Origin of the sequence: Luteitalea sp. (genome assembly GCF_022842525.1) — a bacterium.
Lineage (GTDB): Bacteria > Acidobacteriota > Vicinamibacteria > Vicinamibacterales > Vicinamibacteraceae > Luteitalea.
This window is the reverse complement of the sequence record NZ_JALHPM010000011.1, coordinates 20,930-41,044: the sequence shown is the minus strand read 5'-3', so window position 1 is coordinate 41,044 and position 20,115 is coordinate 20,930. Positions and strand designations below refer to the sequence as shown.

Genomic DNA, 20,115 nt, shown 5'->3' with positions numbered 1-20,115 from the left:
GGAGGACCGACAAGTGTGTCGATGGATCGGATCGCGGCTGGCCGCCGACGCGCCCCGCGCCAGCCCATGGTCTAGCTGTACAGTCCCGTCGTCCTTGGCGGATCGTAGGGCCGGGATGGTTGGGTCGCGTCACCGCAGGTGGATGTCGCGGCTGGTGGTGCTTGCCGTCTCGTGTGTCGTGGCTTCGGGGGAGGTCCACGGTCAGGAATCGGCGGGCACCCAACCATCTCACCTACTGCCGCGCGCCGGCTGACATCGGCGGACTCGCCGGCAGGGCATACGCGACGACCGCGTCCGAGATCCCCTTCGAGAACTTGCCGCCGCCACCGGCGGCAATGACGACGAACTGGCGGCCGCTCTTCGCGCCGCGATAGGTCACGGGCGCCCCGTGGCCGCTCGCCGGCAGCGACGTGCGCCAGACCTCCTGCCCCGTCTTCAGATCGAACGCCCGCAGGCGGCTGTCGATCGCGCCGCCGATGAAGACCAGCCCGCCGGCGGTGACCAGCGGTCCGCCGAGGTTGGGCGTGCCGGTGCCGGTGATGCCCTGTGCCTCGAGCGCGGGCATGTTGCCGAGCGGCACCTGCCACGCGATCGCGCCCGTCTTCAGGTCGATCGCGTTGAGCTTGCCCCAGGGTGGCGCCTGGCAGGGCAGCTGCTGGCTGTCCCAGAAGCGCCCGTAGGCGCCAAGGCTGCCGCCCCGCACGTACGGCACGGGGCTGCCCTCCCGGGCCGGCACCATCTGCGCGATGGCCCCGACTTCATTGCTGTTGACGACGAGATACCCCGACACGGGATCGACCGCGCCCCCCGACCACGTGGCGCCGCCCATCGTGCCCGGGAACAACAGCGTCGGCGTGAGTCCGGGCGGCGTGTAGAGCCCGCCGCTGGTGACCTGGGCGAAGAGGCGCTCGCATTCGGCGCGCGACTGCGGCGTCACCGTGGTCAGGTCGTCACGCGTCACGGGACGCGTGCGCGCGAGCGGCGCTGGCGCGATGGGGAACGGCTGCGTCGGCGAGGTCTCCTCGCCGGGCACTTCGCTGCGCGGCACGGCGCGCTCCTCGACGCCGAACACCGGCAACCCGGTCGCCCGCTCGAAGACGAACACGAGGCCCATCTTCGTGAGCTGGATGACGACGGGCACGGTGCGCCCGTTGCGAGGGATGTCCGCCAGGATGGGCTGTGACGGCGGGTCGTAGTCCCAGATGTCGTGGTGGACGAGTTGCTGGTGCCAGCGTCGCGTGCCGGTCGCGGCGTCCAGCGCCACGAGCGAGTTCGCAAACAGGTTGCGGCCCTTGCGGTCGCCGCCGTAGAAGTCGTACGACGCCGATCCGACGGGCAGGAAGACGAGGCCGCGCTCGTGATCGACCGTCATCGACGACCAGACGTTGGCGCCGGTGCGGCGCTGCCAGCCGTCGCGGGGCCAGGTCTCGTGGCCGTCCTCGCCGGGCCGCGGCACGGTGTGGAAGCGCCACACCTCCTTGCCGGTGCGCACGTCGAAGGCACGGACGTCGCCGGCCGGTCCGCGCGGCACGCCCTCGGGCACCATGGCGCCGGTGATGACGAGGTCGCCGAACACCGCGGGGGCCGACGTCACGGCATATGCCTCACCGGCGCGCGCGTCCACGCCGGGGCGCAGGTCGATGGCGCCGTTGACGCCGAAACTGCGGCGCCGCTGCCCCGTGGCCGCATCGATCGCGATCAGGCGGCCATCACACGTCCCCGAGAAGATCGTCCGCATCGTCGCGCGGTCGTGATCCAGCGCGGGCCAGATCGACGCGCCGCGATGCGCGTCGTAGCAACGCTTCGCCACGCCGGCCTGCGGGTCGTGTCGCCACTGCTCCTTGCCGGTCTCGGCATCGACGGCGATGACCATGCTGGACGGCGTCGTGAGATACAGCGAGCCGCGGGAGACCACCGGGCGGGTCTGCAGCCCGGGGACCGCCCCCTTCGGATTCGGTCCCTGGCCGCCGCTGAAGTCGCCGCTGTGGAAGGTCCACGCGGGCTCGAGCGTCGTGACGTTGGCCCGCGTGATGTCGTCGAGCGGCCCGTACCGCGCACTCTCGTGGGCGGTGGCGGGGCCCTGCGACGACACGGTGGCGGACACGCCTGCAAGCACGCAGGCCGCGGTGAGGGACTGCCAGAGGATGGCGCGCACGCGACGAGTATGGATCACACCTACGCCGCGGCGGAGGCCGAGGCGATCAGGTCGGTCGAACACGCGTCGACGCAGCTCGGGCAGAAGTGCGTCCCAGAGTCGGCGGTCAGGATGCCGAGGACCTTGTCGGGCGACATCCCGCCGCGATACGGACGGTCGGCCGCGAGGGCATCCATCACGTCGGCGACCGCGAGGATCCGCGCCGTCACGCTCAACTGACCGCCCGGGAGGCCGCGATGATAGCCGCGGCCGTCCATGCGCTCGTGATGACTGGCCGCGTCCAGCGCCAGTTCCTCGAGCACGGGCACACGGGCCAGGACGTCGTAGGTGAAGCTCGGGTGGTCGCGGACGATGCGCCACTGCTCGTCGTCCAGCTTGCCGGGGTGCTCGAGGATGCTGTTGGGCACCGTCAGCTTGCCGAGGTCGTGCACAAGCCCGGCGCGGCGAAGGCGGCGCAGCTGCTCGGCGTCCATGGACAGCTTGGTGCCGATGGACACGGCGTAGTCGGCCACGCGCGTCGAATGGTCGAAGGTGTACGGCGACTTGCCATCGATGATGAGCGCGAAGGCCGATGCCACCTGGTCGAGCCGCGCGTCGTCGATCGGGACATCACGCGCGTCGGGCATCTGCGCCAGGATGCGGCTGACGAGGTCCGGCGCGAACAGGTCCTCCCACAGGCTGGTGTCGGTGGCGAGCGACTCCGCGGCACGCACCAGATCGGGGGAGAACCAGGTGGTGGCGCGCGTGCGGGCCACGCCGATCGCGCCCGCGGGGCCGCCCATCCCCCAGAAGATCTCCATCACCTGCGAGAGCCCCATGATGCGGGCCAGCAGCGGGATCTCCTCGCCGCGCAGGCCGCGGGGGTGGCCGCCGCCATCCCAGTGCTCGTCCATGTCGTGGATCGCCTGCGCCACGTGCGGCTCGCAGCCGATACGACGGGCAATCTCCGCGCCGCGCGCACACCGGATCTGGAAGATCTCACGGGCGCCGTGCGGGCCGGCCGCCGCCAGCGACGCCAGCTTGCGGAAGCGGCGCACCGGGGAGCCACCCTTCTCCGTCCACTGCAGCGCATAGCGCAGCTGCTCGCCGAACTTGCGCCAGTCGCGCTCCCAGACGGCCCGCTTGACGCCATGCTCCGGGCCGCCGAAGGTCTGATAGACCTTGAGGGCGTTGCTGGAGCAGCCGGCGTCCTTCAGGAGCGTGGCGTGCACCAGGTCGTACTGGCTCTGGACGTCGAGACCAATCACGCGCGCCAGGGCCTGGCCGATCCGACAGGCCCGCTCGGCATGCCCGCGCGGATGCCCCTCGGTCAGGTCGAGGGCGTGCGACATGCCGGCCAGAATCGTGGTGAGGCTCATCGACGGGGGGGGCAGGGCGGGTACGGGCATACAGGAGAAGTCGGCAGGCCACCTCGACGGCTTGAGTCGTTATGCCACGATGCTCATCCGTAGGCCCGTCTCGTCGTACGCCGGGATGGCCGGACGCGCCTCCGCCGTGCCCTTGGACAGACGGTCCGCCGTCCACAGCACGGCGCAGGCGTCGAGGAGATCGTCGTGCTGGTAGGCCGCCCGCGGCAGCGACTCGGCCAGGACGTCCAGCCGGCCCGGCCATCGCCCCTCGATCAGTGACCGCCGGTCGAGGCGGCCCAGCAGGGTCCGCTTGGCCGCGACCATCGGCCTGCCGCCGTTCCAGGTGGCGAACGACAGCTCGGGGTGGCCTTCGTAAAGCACCGCGCGCCACTGCGGGCCGGCCTGCAACAGCGCATCGACTTCGGCGATCTTCGGCAGGATGAACCAGGACTGCTTGCTCATGGCGCGGCCATCGCACGCACGATGCGCGGCACACGCCGCCGCGTAGCTGTCGTGGCCGAGGGCGCCACGGACCGGCGCCGGGAAGATGCTGCTCGCCCGGCCAGGCAGGGCCCGGCGGGCCAGCACGTCGCACTCGCGCGGACCGGCCGCCGTGAGACCGATCGGGATGTCGATCACCGCGAGGTCGGGCCGCTCGGCCTCCAGCCAGGGCGCCAGCGTCGCCGTGATGGTGGCCGTCAGCACGCCGCCGCGCTGGACCACACACAGCCAGCCGCCGCGGCAGCCGTCAATCCCGGCCAGCGTCATCGGGGCTCCGGTCGACCAGCATGGCGACGACGGCGTCGACGGTGCTCGCGAGGTTGCGCGCGGCCACCGGCGAGAGGTCGGCGTTGACGTCGAAGGCGTACGCGGGCATCGCGAGGGCGTAGGTACGGGGCGTCCGTCCGTAGAGCCGTGCGGACAGCTCCAGCACCGTGCCGATGCCGAGCGCATGCGACGTGAAGGCCGTGGTGGCCCGCGGCTCCACCGGATGCACGTCGTAGGGTGCGGCCGCCTCCGCCGCCACTGTCGCATCGGCGACGATGGCGACGTCGTGTTCGGAGAACAGCAGCGCATCCTCGGGTGCGAGCTGGTAGTTGGCGTCGAGGGTCACGTTCCCGGTCAGTCCCATCGTGGCGAGGCACTCCACCAGCCGCACGCCGAGCGCATCGTCCTGCCGGCCGGGGTTGCCGATGCCGTAGATGAGCAGACGCTCGCCGGGGTCGAGACGTGGCAGCGTCACGACCCCGCCCGCATGATCTCGTGCCGCAGTTCGCCGTCTGCGCTCTCGATGCGCAGGTGCAGGGGCATGCGGCCGAGCGCGTGCGTTGCGCAGCTCAGGCAGGGGTCGTAGGCGCGCACGGCCACTTCCACCTGGTTCAGCATCGCTTCAGTGACCTCGGCATGGCCGCTGATCACGTGGTCGGCGACCCACCCAACGGCCCGATTCATCGCCTCGTTGTTGCTGGTGGTGGACACCATCAGGTTGCACATCGTGACGAGGTCGTTGTCGTCGACGCGGTAGTGGTGGAACAGCGTGCCGCGCGGCGCCTCGATCACGCCGACGCCCTCGCCGCGGCGCGCGCCGGTGGTGACGAGATCGCCGGTCAGCAGATCCGGATCGCGCAGCAGGTCGCGCACGACTTCGGCGGCGTGCAGCGCCTCGATCAACCGCGCCCAGTGCATGTGCATCGACATGCCGTTGGGTCGACCATGCGTGTAGGCCTTGTAGGTCTCGTACTCGGCCTGTGCCAGCGGCGTCGGGATGAAGTCGCAGGTGTTCAGCCGCGCCAGCGGGCCGACGCGATACCAGCCCTTCTCGCGTCCGAGGCTGCGGATGAAGGGGAACTTCATGTACGTCCAGCTGCGCGTCTCCTCGGCGATGTACTCCGCGTAGTGCTGGTAGTCGACGTGGTCGAAGATGGTCGCGCCGCCGTGATCCACCGCGCGCAGGGCGCCGTGATAGAGGTCCATGGCGCCGTCGGCACGCACCAGACTCAGGTAGTTGGACGGAAAGGCGGCAAAGCCGTCGATCAGTGGCGCGTGGTCCCGCTGGTAGTGCTTGAAGAGATCGAGGCCCTCCTGCGCCCAGGCCACCATCACGTCAGCGTTGAAGTCGGGCGTGCCCGTCAACAGCGCGTCACGCTCCTCCAAAGAGAGGTGCTTGTTGATGCCGCCCGGGATGGCGCCCGTGCCGTGGATCTTCTTGCCCGCCGTCACCCGGATCACTTCCTGACCGAACTTGCGCATCAGGACGGCCTTGCGGGCAATCTCCGGGAACGACTCGATGACGCCCACGACGTTGCGGTGCGCCGGATCGGACGTCATGCCGAACAGCAGATCCGGCGAGGCGAGGTGGAAGAAGTGCAGCACGTGCGACTGGAAGATCTGCCCGTAGTGCATCAGGCGTCGCATCTTGTCGGCGGTCGGCGTCAGCGCGTCGGACCGCACGCCACTGACCACATCCATCGCCTTGGCGGCGCACAGGTGATGACTCACCGGGCAGATGCCGCAGAGCCGCTGCACCAGCACCACCACTTCCCACAGCGGACGCCCCTGCACGAAGCGCTCGAAGCCCCGGAACTCGACGATGTGGAGGCGCGTGTCGAGGACGCGATGGTCATCGTCCATCCGGATGGTGACCTTGCCGTGTCCCTCGACGCGCGTGAGCGGGTCGATCACGAGCTTGCGGACCATCGAGCGCGCCTTTCTCAGTCGAACTTGAAGTGACGGTACGGGATGTCGAGCGGACGTCCCTCGGCGATGGCGCTGAGCGCCTCCCAGATGATCTCGGCCGACGGCGGGCACCCGGGCAGGAACGCATCCACCTTGACCACCTCGTGGCACGGGTAGATGCGGTCGAGGATCATCGGCAGGTCCTCGTCGCTCGGAATCAGCGCCGTGTCGAGCGTCGGCCCCTTCTGGTACGACTCGGCGAACAACTCGGCGAGCGGGATGCCGTTGCGCATGGCCGGCAGGCCGCCCGTGATGGCGCACTGCCCCACCGAGACGAGAAGGCGGCAGTGGGTGCGGAACTCGCGCAGCACGTGGACGTTGTGCGTGTTGCAGCAGCCGCCCTCGACCAGCCCGACGTCGCACATCCCGGTGAAGGTCTTGAGGTCGTCCAGCGGCGACTTGCGCAGGTCGTACAGCTGCACGAGCTCGAGAATCCGCTCGTCGATGTCCAGAAACGACATGTGGCAGCCGAAGCACCCCGCCAGCGACGTCGTCGCCAGCGTCAGCTTGGGGCGCTGTCCCGATGCCCGACTCCCGACTCCCGACTCCCGACTCCGGGTCTCCGGCTGACCCCTCCCGGTTTCCGGTTCCCGGTTCCCGGTGTCCGGTGCGGCGCTCACTGTCCCCCGCCCTTCCGATCGACGTCGGCACCGATGGGCGTGAGGTCGAAGCGACGCTGCCCGATCGGCGTCAGGTAGTGCGGGCCCTTGCGGATGAGGGCGCCGACGGGACAGATGGCTTCAGCCCTGATCGCCGTGTCGTCCGAGAGCGCGTCCGGCACGGTCGTGTCCACGGTGATGCGAATCTCTCGACCACGGTTGCGGAAGCCGAAGATGTCCTGTCCGCCGCGCGCCTTGACGCCACGCACGCAGCGCAGGCACTGGATGCAGCGGTTGTGCTCGAGGATCAGGTGCGGCAGCGAGGCGTCGATGCTGCGGTCGGTGAACGAGAACGGAAACCGCGGCACGTCCATGCGATAGCGGTACGCCAGGGCCTGGAGTTCGCAGTCGCCGCTCTTCTCGCAGCTCGGGCACATGTGGTTGCCTTCGACGAACAGCATCTCGATGATGCCGCGTCGCAGGTCGGCCAGTTCGGGGCTCTCGCTCTCGACCACCATGCCGTTGGTCACCGGCGTGGTGCACCCCGACACCGTGCGGCCGCCGACCTGGACCGTGCACATGCGGCACGTGCCGGCCGGCGGCAGGCTCTTGAAGTCGCACAGCGTCGGGATGTACGTCCCGTTCTCGCGCGCCGCCTCGACGATCGTCTGTCCGTCCTTGGCGTGGATGACGACGCCGTTGAGCGTGATCTGGATGGCACCCTGTTCCATGTCAGCCTCGCCCCGCGAGCGGCGCGGATCCGGTGACGACGAGCGACGGAGCGGTCGCCGCTTCCAGATCGAACGCAGAAACGTAGTCCACGTCGGCGCGTACGCGCGCCAGATAGACGTCGCGGAAATGTTCGATCGTGCTCAGCAGCGGATTGGGCGAGGTCTGGCCCAGTCCGCAGCGCGACGTCGCCTTCACCATCGCCCCGAGCTGCTGGATGGCCGCCAGGTCGGCGGTGGTGCCGAGGCCGGCGCGGATCTTCTGGATGGCGTGGAGCAGGATCGTGTTGCCGGCGCGGCAGGGCACGCAGAAGCCGCAGCTCTCGTTGGCGAAGAACTGCATGTGGTTCTCGACGATCGCCAGCAGGTCGCGATGCGCGCCGATCACCGTCACGGCGCCGCCGGTGTCGAGATCCTCGTAGCAGAGCCGTCGATCGAACCGGTCGGGCGGCACGTATGCGCGTGACGGCCCACCCACCTGCACCGCCATCGTCTCGCCTGCCCCGCACAGCGCGAGCACCTCGCGCACCGACGTCCCCCAGGGCACTTCGTAGACCCCGGGGCGTTCGCAATCGCCCGACACGCTGAGCAGCTTCACGCCTGCCGACCCGGCCGTCCCGTGCTGTCGGAACCACTCCCATCCGTGCTCGGCGATGCGCGCGGCACAACCGAACGTCTCGCAGTTGTTGACGATGGTCGGGCGGTGACGATAGCCGGAGACGGTCGGGAACGGCGGGCGGTTGCGCGGGGTGCCGCGCTTGCCCTCCGCGGACTCGATCAGCGCCGACTCCTCGCCGCAGATGTAGGCCCCCGCACCGACGCGCAGGCCGATGTCGAAGCTGAACGGCGTGCCGAGGATGCGGCGCCCGAGCAGATGCTTGGCCCGCATGTCCTGCAGCACCTGTTCGAGATGCGGCACGAGGTAGGCGTACTCGCCGCGCAGGTACAGCAACCCGCGGCGCGCCTCCACCGCATAGCCGGCGATGACCATGCCTTCGAACATCAGCTCGGCGCACTCGGTGAGGATCACGCGGTCCTTGAACGTGCCGGGCTCGCCCTCGTCGGCGTTGCAGATCACGTAGCGGGACTCGCCGTCGGTGGCGCGGCACGAGGCCCACTTCTGCCCCGTCGAGAACCCTGCGCCGCCGCGCCCGCGTAGCCCCGACTGCTTCACGCTCTCGATGATGTCCAGCGACGACGACTCGAGGGCACGCGCGAGCGCGACGCCCTGGGTGTACGGCGCGAAGAACACCGGTCCGGGGTGACGGATGTTGTTGCACACCTCGGCGTTGATGGCCGGGGAGGCGTTGCGGCCATCGCCGAGCGGGCCGAGCATCTCCGGCAGCGGCGTGGCGGCGCGGATGCCGGCGACGATGGCGCGGACCCGGGCGGGGGTGAGGCGCGTGAAGGGGATGTCGTTGATCAGCGCGGCGGGTTCCTGGTCGGACATGCCGATGCAGGACGTCGTGTAGAGCCCGATGGCGCGGTCGGCCGAGGTGGTGCCGAACGGTGTGCCGACCTCGTGCTCGAAGGCGGCCGCGACCTCGGCGCCGCCGGCCATCTCGGCGCCGACGCTGGTGTTGAGGTACACCGTGACGTTGCCGCGATGCTCGTGCGAGAGGAAGTGGTAGAAGGTCGCGGTGCCTTCGACCTGGATGCGGGGGACGTCCACCTCCTCGGCCAGGAGGGTGATCGCCTCATCGGGCACGCAGCGGTAGGTGACCTGCACGTCGCGCAGCATCGCCAGCAACTGGCGACGCTCGCCGTTGTACTTCTGGACGATGGCACGGAGGACCCCGCGCATGGGCTAGATGGTACGCCTCGCGGAGAGGGTCTGCACTGCTGCGTTTGCATCAGTCGCTGGCTGCATTCGCGGGTCCTGTCCGATCTGGCACGACCGTCGCATCGGGAGGCGCCATGACGATCGGAAAACAGGTGGCCCAGTACAGCCGGGCGCGGCTCGCCCGGCGCTTCAGTCGTTCGATTCCGCTGCTCGGTGCAGCGATCGCGCTCTTCACGCTGCGGGCGGCGATTCGGCGCAAGGGCTTCGCGCGTGGCGTGGCCGACAGCGCGCTGGACGCGACGCCGGTGGTGGGTGCCGGCAAGATGCTCTACGAGTCGATGCGGGGGGACCTTCTGCCGGACAGAAAACGATAGAGCCGGCTCAGGGCTCAGGGCTTCGGGCTCAGAAGGAAGGCTCGGGGCTCAGGGCTCATCAAGGGTCGGAGCGTGTGGAAGCGTAAACGTCACCGTGACCATGTCGGCGGTGCTGGTGGCCTGGACGCGGCCGCCGTGGGCTTCGACCAGGTGCGTGACGATGGCGAGGCCGAGGCCGGAGCCGCCGGTGCGGCGGTCGCGGGCGGTGTCGACGCGCCAGAATCGTTCGAACACCCGCGGGAGGTCCGCCGGCGCGATGTGGCTGCCGGTGTTCTCGACCTCCACGACGATCTCAGCCTCTGTCCGGCGGGCGGTGATGGCGATACTGGCGTCCGGCGACGCGTGGCGCCGCGCGTTGTCGACGAGGTTGGCCAGCACCTGGCCGAGCCGCATCGTGGAGGGCGCCCTCGCCGAACGCGGCAGCTGCGGCGCGCAGGTCGGCGAGCGGCCTCAGCGCAGTGCTGGCAATCACCCAGGTGAGCACGAGACCGGCGGCACCGATGGCCAGCGTCAGCAGGAGCAGCCCCTGGTCGAGACCGCCGAACAGCGCCGCGACGCGGGCCTCGCGTGTCGCGTCGGGCACCACGAGGACGTGCCATCCGCCGAGGCGCCCGTCAGCCAGCCGCACGGCCTGGCCAGGTGACCCGACCCGAAGCGGAATCCGCTGGCGTCCCTCGTCTACCACGCGGGTCGCCTCGATTGAGAGCAGGCCCTCGCCGACCCTCGCGGTCAGATCGATGAGGTTCGTCAGCGGCGCGCCCGCCGTCGCGAGCAGCCTGCCGTCCGTCCACACGGGACGTGCGCCGGAGTTCGCGGCACACGTCGAGTCCGGACAGCCCGGGACTCATCAGATCGAGCACCACCAGCGCGAAGTCCCCCGACTGCGCAAGCGCGAGGCCGTCACGCCCGTCCCTAGTCAATCGCACGCCGTAGCCTGCACGCTCGAGGTACACCTCGAGCGTCTCGGCCACGACGAGATCGTCCTCGACGACCAGGATGCGTGCGGACATGGGCGCCGATGTTAGCGCGTCAGTTGCCGGGCCAGCGCCTCACCGAGTCGTTCGGCATGGGGCGGATCGAGATTGGCGAGCACCACCACGACCATGTCGCCCGAGGCGTGGATGACGGCGTTGAGTCCCGGAGCGCCTCCGGCGAGTGTCAGGCAATCGGCGGTGCCCGAGGCGCCCCAGCAGTCGCAGCGACGGCTCCTTGCCGAGCAGGCGATGGGCACGGAGCGCCTCGACATAGGCCAGCAGGTCGGCCACCGTCGACCAGGTACCACCGGCGGCACTGCCGCCCGCGCCGACCATGTCGCTGTTGCGGCGTGGTGTCGGGTCGCTGCCGCCGCGCGTCGTGTAGCCGTACGCCATGTCGCCCGGGCTGGCATCAGGCACCACGAAGGTGGTCCGTGACATGCGTGCCGGCGCGAAGATGTGCTCGGCGATGTACGACTCGTAGGACTGGCCGGTCACGCGCGCGATGATCTCGCCGAGGACGACGTAGCAGCCGTTGCAGTAGGCGCGGTTCGTTCCTCGCGCGAACGTGAGGGGCTGCGGCGCGACGAGGCGGTAGTAGTCGGCGTTGGCGCGCAGCGTCGCCTTGGGCGTCGCGGCGAAGGCGGGGCCGAAGATGTCGGCGATGCCACCGCGATGGTCGAGCAGGTGCTGGATGGTGGCGCTGCGGGCGCCGGCGTTCGGGTAGTCCGGCAGCAGCGTGCCGATCGTGTCCGTCGGGGCAAGGCGGCCCGCCGCCATCAACTGGGCCACGGCCAGCGGCGTGAACGACTTGTTGATCGACCCGATGTTGAAGCGGGTGGCGGGCGTGTTGGCGACATGCGTGGCGCGATCGGCGTCGCCGACGGCGCGGGCCACGGTCGCACGGCCGGCGCGAGCCACGAGCACCGCGCCGGAGAACTCGCCGGCGCTCGCGCGTGCTGCCAGATACGCGGTCAACGCCGCATCGAACTCGGCGTCCCTGCTGTCACTGGCGACAGGTGGTGGTGGCAGGGCCGGCCCCTCCTCGCCGCGGCCGGCTTCGACTCGAATGCCGAAGCGATCGACGCGCCGCGAGCCGCCCGGCTCGAAGTCCAGGGCGCCGAGGCCGCGCATCCCGGTGCTGCCGCTGATCTCGAGTTCGACCCCGGTGCCCGTGGGTCTCACGGCCTCGAGCGTCATCGTCCCGACGTCCTCGCGCAGGCGGCGCAGCAGCTCGGCGCGTTCCTCTGAGGTCCGACGGGCGAGGGACGCGGGGGTGAAATGCTCGCGCGCCATCGCCTCGAACGTGTCGGGGCGACCGGAGGCGAGCGCAGCGAAGAAGGCGTCGACGCGCGCGCGGTGGTCCGCGGCGGCTGGCGTTGGCTGGGCCGCCGCCGATGCGAGGGGCGCGAGCGATGCGAGGAGGAGTGCGAGCAGCAAGGCGATACGTCGATGACCGGTGGGCATGCCGGCCATCGTTCGAATCGCCTGTCAAGGAACTGTCAAGCCGGCGAACGGTCACACCGTCCCGGGGGGCCCGCCGCTAGGCCAGCGGCGAGCGGGTGCCGGTGGTGCCGGTCGGGTAGTCCACGTCGCCGACGGCGTCGCGGAAGGCGCGCGCGGCGTCAGAGATGCCGGAGTCGATGGCGCCGGGCACGGCCTGCACGGTGCTGCCGGTCAGGGGGTCGCCGTGGGCACCCGACGCGGTGGCATGTTCACCGCGCCACGTCTTGGCCTGGTCGGTGAGGTGCTTGGCCTGATCGGTGAGGCGCTGGGCGCTGCGACGGGCGGTGCCGGCGGCGCTGTCGTAGGCCTGCTTGATCTGGCGGCCGGCCGCCTGACCACGGGAGGCCAGCTGGTGACGGGTGTCTGCCCCCTGGCGCGGGGCGAACAGCAGGGCCAGGCCACCGCCGACGGCGGCGCCGGCGAGCATGCCGAGCACCCAGCTCGGCGTCGCGCTCGAGGACGAGGTGGCGTTCGAACGGTCGGCGTAGCGGTAGTCGTAGTAGTTGCTCATGGCGGTGCTCCTCGGTGAAGGCCGCGGCCGGAACCGGGGCCGAGGGAATCAGGACACTTCAGAAGGAGCAAAGGGGTTGCCAACGACGCGCCGACGGGGTCGCGCCGTTCTGCGCGAAATCCGGCCTGAATTGGCCGATGACGCCGAGCACTGGCGGTGAAGCGGCGCGCGGAGGTGTGTCGAGGCTGCCGATGTGTCCTCTCAGCGGACACATCGGGTCGGGGCGAGCAGCTGGGCGGTGGGTTGGCGGCGCGCCGCGCGTGTGGTATCTTTCGGGGTCGCTGTCGCCTCCCGGCGAGCGGCATGTGGGCCGGTAGCTCAATTGGCAGAGCAGCAGACTCTTAATCTGCGGGTTGAAGGTTCGATTCCTTCCCGGCTCACCACCACAACTCTTTCCTGATCAACAACTTAGGAACGAACTCGACTGGCCTGTCGGCTGTCGTTTCCACTATGTCTCCACGTGTAAGCGCGCTGTAGCGCGTCCCATGGATGGCGAGGCGTCGTCTTCCTCGCATTCTCGGCATGTCTGCGGCTCCAGGAAGGAACCTTCCCTTCCCGGCCTCGGTCGTCCAGGCCTCGCCAACCGAACGGCCGGCACAGCCAGCGGCGCGCACGAGGTCGACCCACGTGATGCGCTTTACGAAACCCACCGATAGGTTTATGCTTTCAGGGTGACGTGGGCCGAGGTGATCCGCAAGTTGAAGGCGGTTGGCTTCGTCGAGGTCCGGTCCGGCAAGGGCAGCCACCTGCTGCTCAAGCACCCAGTCACAGGCAAAGAGGTGTGGGTGGCGGTGCACACGAAAAAGGATGCCGGTCGCCTTGGCGCACGCATCCTGCGCGAGGCAGGTGTTCCATGACCATGCTCTACCCGATCGTGCTCGAGACCGAAGACGACGGCGCTGTCAGTGCCTATGTCCCGGGACTGCCCGTGTATGCGGCCGCCGATACGCACGCCAAGGCGGAGCGCGCGATTCGTGTCGTGCTCGAGGCCTACCTTCAGGAGCACCCGTCGACCAAGCCCGAAGCCCGCGTGCGTGTGGCTCGTCGTTCAGACGTCGGCGCGGGGCGCGTCGAGATCGTCGGCGTGGCCGCCCTGGTCGGTGCCAGGCGCACAGCCGCGAAAGCGAAGGCCGCGCGAGCCAATGGCCGTCTCGGCGGACGACCGCGTAAGGTCGCCGGCGCGTTGGCGGCTCCGAAGAAGGCCTGAGGCCGAGGGGCGGTCCGGTGGGAGGCTCACGACGCCGCACTCAAGTGTGCCGGACCAGAAATCCATAAGCCGCATCCCTGGCATTGTGCAGGCTGCTAGGGCATCGTCGTGCGCGAGCGCAGGTAGCTGACGATCTGCCAGATCTCAACGTCCGACAGTCGACCGTCGTACCCCGCCATCATCGTCGACGGGATGCCACGCTTGATGGCACCGAGGACCTCGCCATCGGACGCGCCGTGATCCCAGCGCGCATCTGTGAGGTCTGGTGGCTGGCGGGCGCCGCTCTCCTCGATGATCGAGATCGAGATGCCGGCCCTGACCGCGCCTTCGGCGCGCGGCCCATGGCAGGCCGCGCAATGGACGTCGTACATCGCCTTTCCGGCGGCGATCGACGCCGGGGTCGACGCCACGGGGTTCGTCATGACCACCGGGTTGGTCGTCGGCCCTCGTGAAGACGTGCGGGCAGTGGCCGACGTCGGCATCACGGCCGCACTCGACGACGCGCCGACGATCTTGCGAATCATCCCGTCGCTCTTGGTCAGCACGTAGAGCTCGCCCTGCTCGTCTGCCGCGAAGCGGAGATCGACCCGGCCACGACCTGCGACCGCGGCGAAGCCGGGAAGGGCCTCGCCCTTGCCGCCCCGCGCGCGGTAGGCCGCCTCCACGCGCGCACGAAGGTCGGTGACCACCGGGTGGATCGCCGCGACGGTAGACGCGACACCATCATCGGCGGCTCGGACGCCAGCGATGTCGGCAGACCACATGCGCCCCGTCGTGATGTCGGCGAACAGGAGCTTGCCCGTCAGGGCAGGCACCGCTCGGCCGGTGTACACGAACCCATTGGCGATGGCGTCGCCGCCCGCAGCCCCGTGCGGGTACTCCACCACCGGGTACGTGGGCGTCACCGTGCCACGCGACAGCACGTCCGAGATCTGCATGGGAATGACGTCAGGCTCCGGCAGCGGTCCGGCCCCCGCTGGCGACATCGCGCGGGTCCCTTCGCGGAGCGGCCAGCCGTAGTTCGCGCCCCTGTGCACGACGACGACCGTCTCTGCGGTGACCAGGCCGATATGGAAGGCCAGCAACCGAGGCGACGCGGGACGCGCGGGGTCGACATCCCAGATCAGGCGATGAGGATTGCGGAGTCCGTACGCCCAGATCTCACCGCGTGCGCCCTCGACCGTGGTGAACGGGTTGTCGCGAGGGATACGGTAGCGCCCGTTCGCGCTGACGGTGCTGGTCTGCCTGTGCGCTCCGAGGTCCGGAACGATGCGCAGGATCTTCCCGGACAGCGTGTCGAGCCGCTGCGGCGTGAGCCGGCGAACCCCGGCCTTCTGATCGCCGGCGCCCGAGTCGCCTACACCCAGATACATGACGCGCCAGTCGGCATCGCCGGGCCGCGCCGCCGGATTGAACGTCATCTCGCCGAGCGGATGCTGCGGCAACGGATGCTGCAACCGCAGCACTTCGCGGACGGTGCCTTCGAACGTCGCGTTCGCCGTGTTGCGGTCGGTCCACTCGAGCAGCACCACTTCCCGCGCAATGCGGCCATCGTCGGTCGGCACGGTGATGGCCGTCGACACCTCGTACCGTGAGAGGTCCAGCCCAGGCACCACACCCGGCCTCGCGGCTGCGGGTGCCGGCGTCCCCGCCTCCGCCCCTGGCTTCGGCGCGCCAAGGGACGGATCCTCCATGTGCAGCGTGTAGAACACGCCGTTACGGCGGTAGTCCGGATCGAACACGAAGCTGGTCAGCCCCGTGGCGAAGTTCCGCTCGAACGTGAACCGGGGGAACAAGCCAGGCCGGCCGGCCAGTCCGTTGAAGTCGAGGTAGGTCGTGATTGCCTTGGTTGTCTTGTTGACGATGTAGAGCGGGCCATTGAGGTCGTTGACGAAGAACCGGCGGCCGCCGGGTTCGTCGCGCAGGTAGTTGATGCGGGCGAGCTGACCGCGCGTGTTCTCGCCCGCCAGTTCCCCGGTGATTGGGAGCGCCGCCACGTCGTCGAGTTGCAGCGTCAGGCTCGTCGGCGCGGGCTGTGCGACCACGCGCACGAGTCCCAGGGTCATCACGGCCAGCCAGACCGCCTTCAGCGTTCGCCTCTCCACGGGGCATCCTCCTCCACTGACATCCGATGCTAGGCGCTCGAGCGTAAGCGCGATTGCTCGATGCTCCGAAGACACGCGATGCGGTACCTGACAACGTGGAGGAAGAGGCAAGGGATGCGGCGTCGCGGTCGCTACGATGCGAGGCATGCACCCCAATGCTCATCGCAGCGTTCTCGCCATTACCACCGCCCTGCTCGGGTGCGGCCTGATCGGATCGGCCAGGCAGGCGCCTTCCCAAGTGGCGTCGTTGGTGATGCCGACCGGCTTTCAGGCCGCGGTTTTCGCAGAGAAGGTGGAGAACGCCCGGACGATGGTGCTGGGGCCACAAGGGACGGTCTTCGTCGGGTCCCGGACGGGTGGCAAGGTCTACGCCGTGGTCGACCGCAATGGCGATCACACGGCCGAGCAGGTGACCGTCATCGCGAGCGGCCTCGACCAGCCGAACGGTCTGGCGATGCGGCAGGGCGCGCTCTACGTCGCGACGGCGAGTCGCCTCCTGCGATTCGACGACATCGAGAAACACCTCGACGCGCCGCCGACGCCGGTGACGGTGCGGCAGGACCTGCCCAACCCGAAGGCTGGCCACACGTGGAAGTTCATCGCGTTCGGCCCTGACGACCTGCTGTACATGTCGGTAGGTGCGCCCTGCAACGTCTGCGAGGCACCGACCATGGTCGCGGCCATCGTGCGCATGAAGCCGGACGGAACGGCCATGGAGACGTTCGCCGAGGGCGTGCGCAACAGCGTCGGCTTCGACTGGCATCCCGTGACCGGCGAGTTCTGGTTCACCGACAACGGCCGCGACATGCTCGGCGACGACGTACCGGCCGACGAGTTGAACGTGGCCGCCAAGGCAGGACTGCACTTCGGCTTCCCGTACTGTCATCAGGGCGACGTCACCGACCCGGAGTTCGGCACCAGGCGGGCGTGCTCGACGACGGAGCCCCCGGCCCAAAAGCTCGGCGCGCACGTTGCCGCCATCGGGCTGACGTTCTACACCGGGACGATGTTCCCCAGCAGCTATCGGAACGCCGCGATCATCGCCGAGCACGGCTCGTGGAACCGCGGCACGCCGAGCGGGTACCGCGTGATGGTGGCGCGTACCGACGGCCGCCGTGTGACGAGTTACGAACCGCTCATCGAGGGCTTCCTGCCGGGCATGAAGGAAGGCACCGCTCCGGGCGGCTGGGGCGCGGGCAAGGCGGCGACGGGTCGACCGGCCGACGTGCTGCAGCTGCCCGATGGGTCCTTGCTCGTCAGCGACGACCACGCCAATCGCCTGATCCGAATCAGCTACAAGTCGTAGCCGACGCACATCCTTTGCTCCACGAGTCGACCATGCACATGTCTCACGTCTTCATCCTTCGTGTTCTCACCGGCGTCGTCTCGACCGCGCTTCTGGCGTCTTCCCTGGCAGCGCAGGAGCGCGTCGAGGTGACCATCAACGACACCGGCGTGCAGGCCGAGAACCTCACGTCGGGCCGCGATGGCACCGTGTATTTCGGAAGCACGGCCAAGGGCACCATCTACCGTGCCGCGCCAGGCGCGGCGCAGGCCGAACCGTGGATTCAGGCATCCACCGCCGGGCTCACCAACGTACTCGGCGTGCTGGCTGACGATGCCCGGAACACGTTGTGGGTGTGCCAGAACAACACCGGCGGGCGTGGCGGCGCGCCGGTCGTGGGCCAGACGGCGCTCCGCGCCTTGGACTTGCAGAGCGGCGCACCGAAGGGGACGTACAACTTCCCCTCTAACGGCGGCGTCTGCAACGACATCGCCGTCGCCACCGACGGGACGGTCTACGCCACCGAGTCCTTCGCCAATCGCATTCATCGCCTGCGCCCGGGTGCAACCGCGCTCGACGTGTGGATCGAGGACGCGCAGCTGGCGGCCGTCGACGGAGTCGCCCTGCTGGCCGACGGCGCCGTCTACGTCAACACGTTCTTCAGTGGACGACTCTTCCGCATTCCGGTGAACGGCGACGGCAGCGCCGGCGCACTCACGCCGATCGAGACGTCGCTCACGTTCACGCGGCCCGACGGGCTGAGGGCCGTGGGTGCGCAGACGCTCCTGCAGGCAGAGGGCCAGGGGCGGCTCACGGAGATCACCGTGACGGGGAGCCGTGCGGAGGTTCGTGTGCTTCGAGAAGGTCTCACCGCGGCGGCCGGCGTCACGCTGGTCGGCGACCGCGCGTTCGTCCTTGTTGAACGCGCCAAGGCGGTCGTCGTGCCCTACGCGCGCGCTGACAGACGGTGATCCCCTCGCGGTGGTTCCTCAGCGCCGCGGGACCACCGGCAGGTCGAGCGACTGGAGCCAGGCCTCGACGTCCTGCTTGACGGCCTGCGCCCGAGCGCCCGTGATGGCGAGGTTCACACCGTCCCGTTCCACGCCACCGCGCGTGGTGTAGCCTTCGAGTACCCGGCTCCGGGGACAGAGCGCCTTGACGGTCTCGAAGCTGCTCCCCACGCCATAGCCGGCGTTGGTGTTGAAGGGGACCACCGTCTTGCCCTGCAGGTCGTACTGGCGCAGGAAGCTCTTGATCGGCGGCGGGAGTTGCATGCCCCACGTGGGAAAGCCAATGAAGATGACGTCGTACCGGTCCAGGCGGTCGATCGTCGTCGCGAGCGGCGGCAAGTAGCCCGTCTCGTTCTCGCGCACCACCTGACGCACGTGGGCCCTGTAGTCGCTCGGATACGGCGTCACCAGCTCGAGCGCCACCAGCGTGCCGCCGGTCCTCTCGCGGATGAACTCGGCAACCGCCCTGGTGTTGTTGGTCCGCGAGAGATAGACAACGAGAATCCGCTCGCTCGGCGGCAGCGTCGACGGACCCGTCGTGGGGCGCTGCGCGCTGGCCAGGCCGGAGGCCCCACACAGGCCTGCCGCGATGAGCAGGCTCCATATGAGGACGGCCCTGGCGTGCGCGATCATCGGATCACTTCTTCGCCGGCGCCTCGACCCCGGAGAACGCGAGCACCTGCTCGGGCAGCCGCGCGCCCCGGATCTCGACCGCCGCCACCGCGGCATTCAGCTCGGCGAGTTCGGACGACGTGAACCGCACGGCATCGGCCCCGCTGTTCTGAATCAAGTGCGCCATCTGCGTCGTTCCCGGGATCGGCACGATCCAGGGCTTCTGCGCCAGCAGCCAGGCCAGCGCGATCTGAGCGGGTGCGGCCTTCTTCTGCTCGGCCCAGCGCTTGACCACCTCGACAAGCGCAAGGTTGTGTGGCAGGTGCTCCGGCGAGAAGCGCGACTCCATCCCGCGGATGTCGCCTGGCGCGAACCGCGTGTTGGCGTCGATCGCGCCGGTGAGGAACTGGACACCGAGCGGGCTCCACGGCACGAAGCCGATACCGAGTTCCTCGCAGGTGGGGAGGACCGACGCTTCGGGACCGCGCCACAGCATCGAGTACTCGCTCTGGACCGCGGTCACCGGCAGCACCGCATGGGCGCGGCGCAGCGTGTTCAGGCCCATTTCCGAGAGGCCCCAATGCCGCACCTTGCCGGCCGCCATCAGATCCGTGATGGCACCAGCAACGTCTTCGATTGGGACGGCCGGATCCACACGGTGCTGATAGAGCAGATCGATGCGGTCGGTGCGCAGCCGCGTCAGCATGCCGTTCACGACCCGTTTGACGTGGTCGGGCTGACTGTTGAGGCCCGGGCGGCGTTGCCCGGTCTCCTGATCGATGTTCCACCCGAACTTCGACGTGATCACGACCTTGTCGCGGAAGGGCGCAATGGCCTCGCCGAGGATGCGCTCGGCGCCGTGTGGTCCGTACGCTTCCGCCGTGTCGAAGAACGTGACCCCGCGATCGAACGCGGCACGGATGATGGCGATCATCTCGGCGCGGTGCGGCACGGTCGTGTCGTACCTGCGCGTGACGTTCTGCACGCCGAGGCCGATGCTGGACACCTCGAGGCGCCCGAGCTTGCGTCGTCCGGACACGTGCGACCCGTTGCGCGCAGCGGTCACCGGCTGCGCACCGGCCGGTGTGTCGACACCGGCGGCCACTGATAGCGCCGCGACACTCCCAGCCACGCCGAGGAAGCGGCGACGTCCCGTTCGTGAGGTGTGGTCGTGCGTCATT

General features: G+C 69.5%; 21 protein-coding genes and 1 tRNA gene. 7 read left to right on the top strand and 15 right to left on the bottom strand.

What is annotated here, in order from left to right; genetic code table 11:
• Positions 1-232: 232 nt before the first annotated feature.
• The 8 genes from Q0C41_RS04170 to Q0C41_RS04135 form a co-directional block, all read right to left on the bottom strand.
• Positions 233-2,155, bottom strand: a complete 1,923-nt coding sequence (locus tag Q0C41_RS04170; protein WP_291981222.1) for a pyrroloquinoline quinone-dependent dehydrogenase — start codon at positions 2,153-2,155, stop codon at positions 233-235.
• Between the two features lie 20 nt (positions 2,156-2,175).
• Positions 2,176-3,513: an HD domain-containing phosphohydrolase gene (locus Q0C41_RS04165; RefSeq protein WP_291981221.1), complete on the bottom strand. Its 1,338-nt coding sequence runs from the start codon at positions 3,511-3,513 to the stop codon at positions 2,176-2,178.
• Positions 3,514-3,582: 69 nt separating this feature from the next.
• Complete coding sequence (locus tag Q0C41_RS04160) at positions 3,583-4,272, bottom strand: DUF429 domain-containing protein (RefSeq protein WP_291981220.1); 690 nt, start codon at positions 4,270-4,272, stop codon at positions 3,583-3,585.
• On the bottom strand, positions 4,253-4,747 hold the full coding sequence (locus Q0C41_RS04155) for a hydrogenase maturation protease (RefSeq protein WP_291981219.1): 495 nt from the start codon (positions 4,745-4,747) through the stop codon (positions 4,253-4,255). Before Q0C41_RS04155 ends, Q0C41_RS04160 begins: the two co-directional genes overlap by 20 nt.
• Positions 4,744-6,201 carry a Ni/Fe hydrogenase subunit alpha gene (locus Q0C41_RS04150; protein WP_291981217.1) on the bottom strand — a complete coding sequence of 486 codons (1,458 nt, stop codon included), beginning with the start codon at positions 6,199-6,201 and terminating at the stop codon, positions 4,744-4,746. Before Q0C41_RS04150 ends, Q0C41_RS04155 begins: the two co-directional genes overlap by 4 nt.
• A 14-nt stretch (positions 6,202-6,215) precedes the next feature.
• Complete coding sequence (locus tag Q0C41_RS04145; protein WP_367079117.1) at positions 6,216-6,746, bottom strand: NADP oxidoreductase; 531 nt, start codon at positions 6,744-6,746, stop codon at positions 6,216-6,218.
• Positions 6,747-6,856: 110 nt separating this feature from the next.
• Positions 6,857-7,570 carry a 2Fe-2S iron-sulfur cluster-binding protein gene (locus Q0C41_RS04140; RefSeq protein ID WP_291981214.1) on the bottom strand — a complete coding sequence of 238 codons (714 nt, stop codon included), beginning with the start codon at positions 7,568-7,570 and terminating at the stop codon, positions 6,857-6,859.
• A 1-nt stretch (position 7,571) separates the two neighbouring features.
• On the bottom strand, positions 7,572-9,371 hold the full coding sequence (locus tag Q0C41_RS04135; protein WP_291981212.1) for an NAD(P)H-dependent oxidoreductase subunit E: 1,800 nt from the start codon (positions 9,369-9,371) through the stop codon (positions 7,572-7,574).
• A 113-nt stretch (positions 9,372-9,484) separates the two neighbouring features.
• Between Q0C41_RS04135 and Q0C41_RS04130 the strand changes: the two genes are divergently transcribed.
• Positions 9,485-9,724: a hypothetical protein gene (locus Q0C41_RS04130; protein WP_291981210.1), complete on the top strand. Its 240-nt coding sequence runs from the start codon at positions 9,485-9,487 to the stop codon at positions 9,722-9,724.
• Between the two features lie 48 nt (positions 9,725-9,772).
• On the opposite strand, the gene Q0C41_RS04125 is transcribed toward Q0C41_RS04130, so the two are convergent.
• Positions 9,773-10,117: a sensor histidine kinase gene (locus tag Q0C41_RS04125; RefSeq protein WP_291981207.1), complete on the bottom strand. Its 345-nt coding sequence runs from the start codon at positions 10,115-10,117 to the stop codon at positions 9,773-9,775.
• Position 10,118: 1 nt separating this feature from the next.
• On the opposite strand from Q0C41_RS04125, the gene Q0C41_RS04120 reads away from it, so the two are divergent.
• Positions 10,119-10,367 (top strand): hypothetical protein, encoded by a 249-nt coding sequence (locus Q0C41_RS04120; protein WP_291981205.1) that lies wholly within the window; start codon positions 10,119-10,121, stop codon positions 10,365-10,367.
• On the opposite strand, the gene Q0C41_RS31345 is transcribed toward Q0C41_RS04120, so the two are convergent.
• From Q0C41_RS31345 to Q0C41_RS04105, 3 genes are all read right to left on the bottom strand, one after another.
• Positions 10,339-10,734: a response regulator gene (locus Q0C41_RS31345; RefSeq protein ID WP_367079114.1), complete on the bottom strand. Its 396-nt coding sequence runs from the start codon at positions 10,732-10,734 to the stop codon at positions 10,339-10,341. The two genes, Q0C41_RS04120 and Q0C41_RS31345, sit on opposite strands and share 29 nt — an antisense overlap.
• A 39-nt stretch (positions 10,735-10,773) precedes the next feature.
• Entirely contained in the window at positions 10,774-12,165 is a 1,392-nt protein-coding gene (locus tag Q0C41_RS04110; protein ID WP_291981202.1) for a serine hydrolase, read from the bottom strand.
• Positions 12,166-12,241: 76 nt separating this feature from the next.
• Positions 12,242-12,715: a YtxH domain-containing protein gene (locus Q0C41_RS04105; protein ID WP_291981201.1), complete on the bottom strand. Its 474-nt coding sequence runs from the start codon at positions 12,713-12,715 to the stop codon at positions 12,242-12,244.
• A 307-nt stretch (positions 12,716-13,022) separates the two neighbouring features.
• On the opposite strand from Q0C41_RS04105, the gene Q0C41_RS04100 reads away from it, so the two are divergent.
• From Q0C41_RS04100 to Q0C41_RS04090, 3 genes are all read left to right on the top strand, one after another.
• Positions 13,023-13,098 (top strand) — tRNA-Lys (locus tag Q0C41_RS04100).
• 288 nt (positions 13,099-13,386) lie between these two features.
• The gene (locus tag Q0C41_RS04095; protein WP_291981199.1) at positions 13,387-13,572 is read left to right on the top strand and encodes a type II toxin-antitoxin system HicA family toxin; all 186 of its coding nucleotides are present in this window, start codon (positions 13,387-13,389) and stop codon (positions 13,570-13,572) included.
• Positions 13,569-13,922, top strand: a complete 354-nt coding sequence (locus Q0C41_RS04090; protein WP_291981197.1) for a type II toxin-antitoxin system HicB family antitoxin — start codon at positions 13,569-13,571, stop codon at positions 13,920-13,922. Before Q0C41_RS04095 ends, Q0C41_RS04090 begins: the two co-directional genes overlap by 4 nt.
• Positions 13,923-14,017: 95 nt before the next feature.
• On the opposite strand, the gene Q0C41_RS04085 is transcribed toward Q0C41_RS04090, so the two are convergent.
• Positions 14,018-16,174, bottom strand: a complete 2,157-nt coding sequence (locus Q0C41_RS04085; RefSeq protein ID WP_291981195.1) for a PQQ-dependent sugar dehydrogenase — start codon at positions 16,172-16,174, stop codon at positions 14,018-14,020.
• Between Q0C41_RS04085 and Q0C41_RS04080 the strand changes: the two genes are divergently transcribed.
• Both Q0C41_RS04080 and Q0C41_RS04075 read left to right on the top strand, forming a co-directional pair.
• Positions 16,173-17,333 (top strand): PQQ-dependent sugar dehydrogenase, encoded by a 1,161-nt coding sequence (locus Q0C41_RS04080; protein ID WP_291981193.1) that lies wholly within the window; start codon positions 16,173-16,175, stop codon positions 17,331-17,333. The two genes, Q0C41_RS04085 and Q0C41_RS04080, sit on opposite strands and share 2 nt — an antisense overlap.
• Before the next feature lie 32 nt (positions 17,334-17,365).
• Positions 17,366-18,283 carry a hypothetical protein gene (locus tag Q0C41_RS04075; RefSeq protein ID WP_291981191.1) on the top strand — a complete coding sequence of 306 codons (918 nt, stop codon included), beginning with the start codon at positions 17,366-17,368 and terminating at the stop codon, positions 18,281-18,283.
• Positions 18,284-18,301: 18 nt separating this feature from the next.
• Here the strand turns inward: Q0C41_RS04075 and Q0C41_RS04070 are convergent, their stop codons facing one another.
• Complete coding sequence (locus tag Q0C41_RS04070) at positions 18,302-18,955, bottom strand: flavodoxin (RefSeq protein WP_291981189.1); 654 nt, start codon at positions 18,953-18,955, stop codon at positions 18,302-18,304.
• Positions 18,956-18,959: 4 nt separating this feature from the next.
• Positions 18,960-20,114, bottom strand: a complete 1,155-nt coding sequence (locus Q0C41_RS04065) for an aldo/keto reductase (RefSeq protein ID WP_291981187.1) — start codon at positions 20,112-20,114, stop codon at positions 18,960-18,962.
• Position 20,115 lies beyond the last annotated feature (1 nt).

Bases quoted from the DNA above. Each gene is read 5' to 3' on its own strand.
- Q0C41_RS04165 (WP_291981221.1), bottom strand. From the start codon at position 3,513: ATGAGCCTCACCACGATTCTGGCCGGCATGTCGCACGCCCTCGACCTG.
- Q0C41_RS04160 (WP_291981220.1), bottom strand. From the start codon at position 4,272: ATGACGCTGGCCGGGATTGACGGCTGCCGCGGCGGCTGGCTGTGTGTG.
- Q0C41_RS04150 (WP_291981217.1), bottom strand. From the start codon at position 6,201: ATGGTCCGCAAGCTCGTGATCGACCCGCTCACGCGCGTCGAGGGACAC.
- Q0C41_RS04140 (WP_291981214.1), bottom strand. From the start codon at position 7,570: ATGGAACAGGGTGCCATCCAGATCACGCTCAACGGCGTCGTCATCCAC.
- Q0C41_RS04135 (WP_291981212.1), bottom strand. From the start codon at position 9,371: ATGCGCGGGGTCCTCCGTGCCATCGTCCAGAAGTACAACGGCGAGCGT.
- Q0C41_RS04130 (WP_291981210.1), top strand. From the start codon at position 9,485: ATGACGATCGGAAAACAGGTGGCCCAGTACAGCCGGGCGCGGCTCGCC.
- Q0C41_RS04125 (WP_291981207.1), bottom strand. From the start codon at position 10,117: ATGCGGCTCGGCCAGGTGCTGGCCAACCTCGTCGACAACGCGCGGCGC.
- Q0C41_RS31345 (WP_367079114.1), bottom strand. From the start codon at position 10,734: ATGTCCGCACGCATCCTGGTCGTCGAGGACGATCTCGTCGTGGCCGAG.
- Q0C41_RS04110 (WP_291981202.1), bottom strand. From the start codon at position 12,165: ATGCCCACCGGTCATCGACGTATCGCCTTGCTGCTCGCACTCCTCCTC.
- Q0C41_RS04105 (WP_291981201.1), bottom strand. From the start codon at position 12,715: ATGAGCAACTACTACGACTACCGCTACGCCGACCGTTCGAACGCCACC.
- Q0C41_RS04090 (WP_291981197.1), top strand. From the start codon at position 13,569: ATGACCATGCTCTACCCGATCGTGCTCGAGACCGAAGACGACGGCGCT.
- Q0C41_RS04080 (WP_291981193.1), top strand. From the start codon at position 16,173: ATGCACCCCAATGCTCATCGCAGCGTTCTCGCCATTACCACCGCCCTG.
- Q0C41_RS04085 (WP_291981195.1), bottom strand. From the start codon at position 16,174: ATGCCTCGCATCGTAGCGACCGCGACGCCGCATCCCTTGCCTCTTCCT.
- Q0C41_RS04075 (WP_291981191.1), top strand. From the start codon at position 17,366: ATGCACATGTCTCACGTCTTCATCCTTCGTGTTCTCACCGGCGTCGTC.
- Q0C41_RS04070 (WP_291981189.1), bottom strand. From the start codon at position 18,955: ATGATCGCGCACGCCAGGGCCGTCCTCATATGGAGCCTGCTCATCGCG.
- Q0C41_RS04065 (WP_291981187.1), bottom strand. From the start codon at position 20,114: ATGACGCACGACCACACCTCACGAACGGGACGTCGCCGCTTCCTCGGC.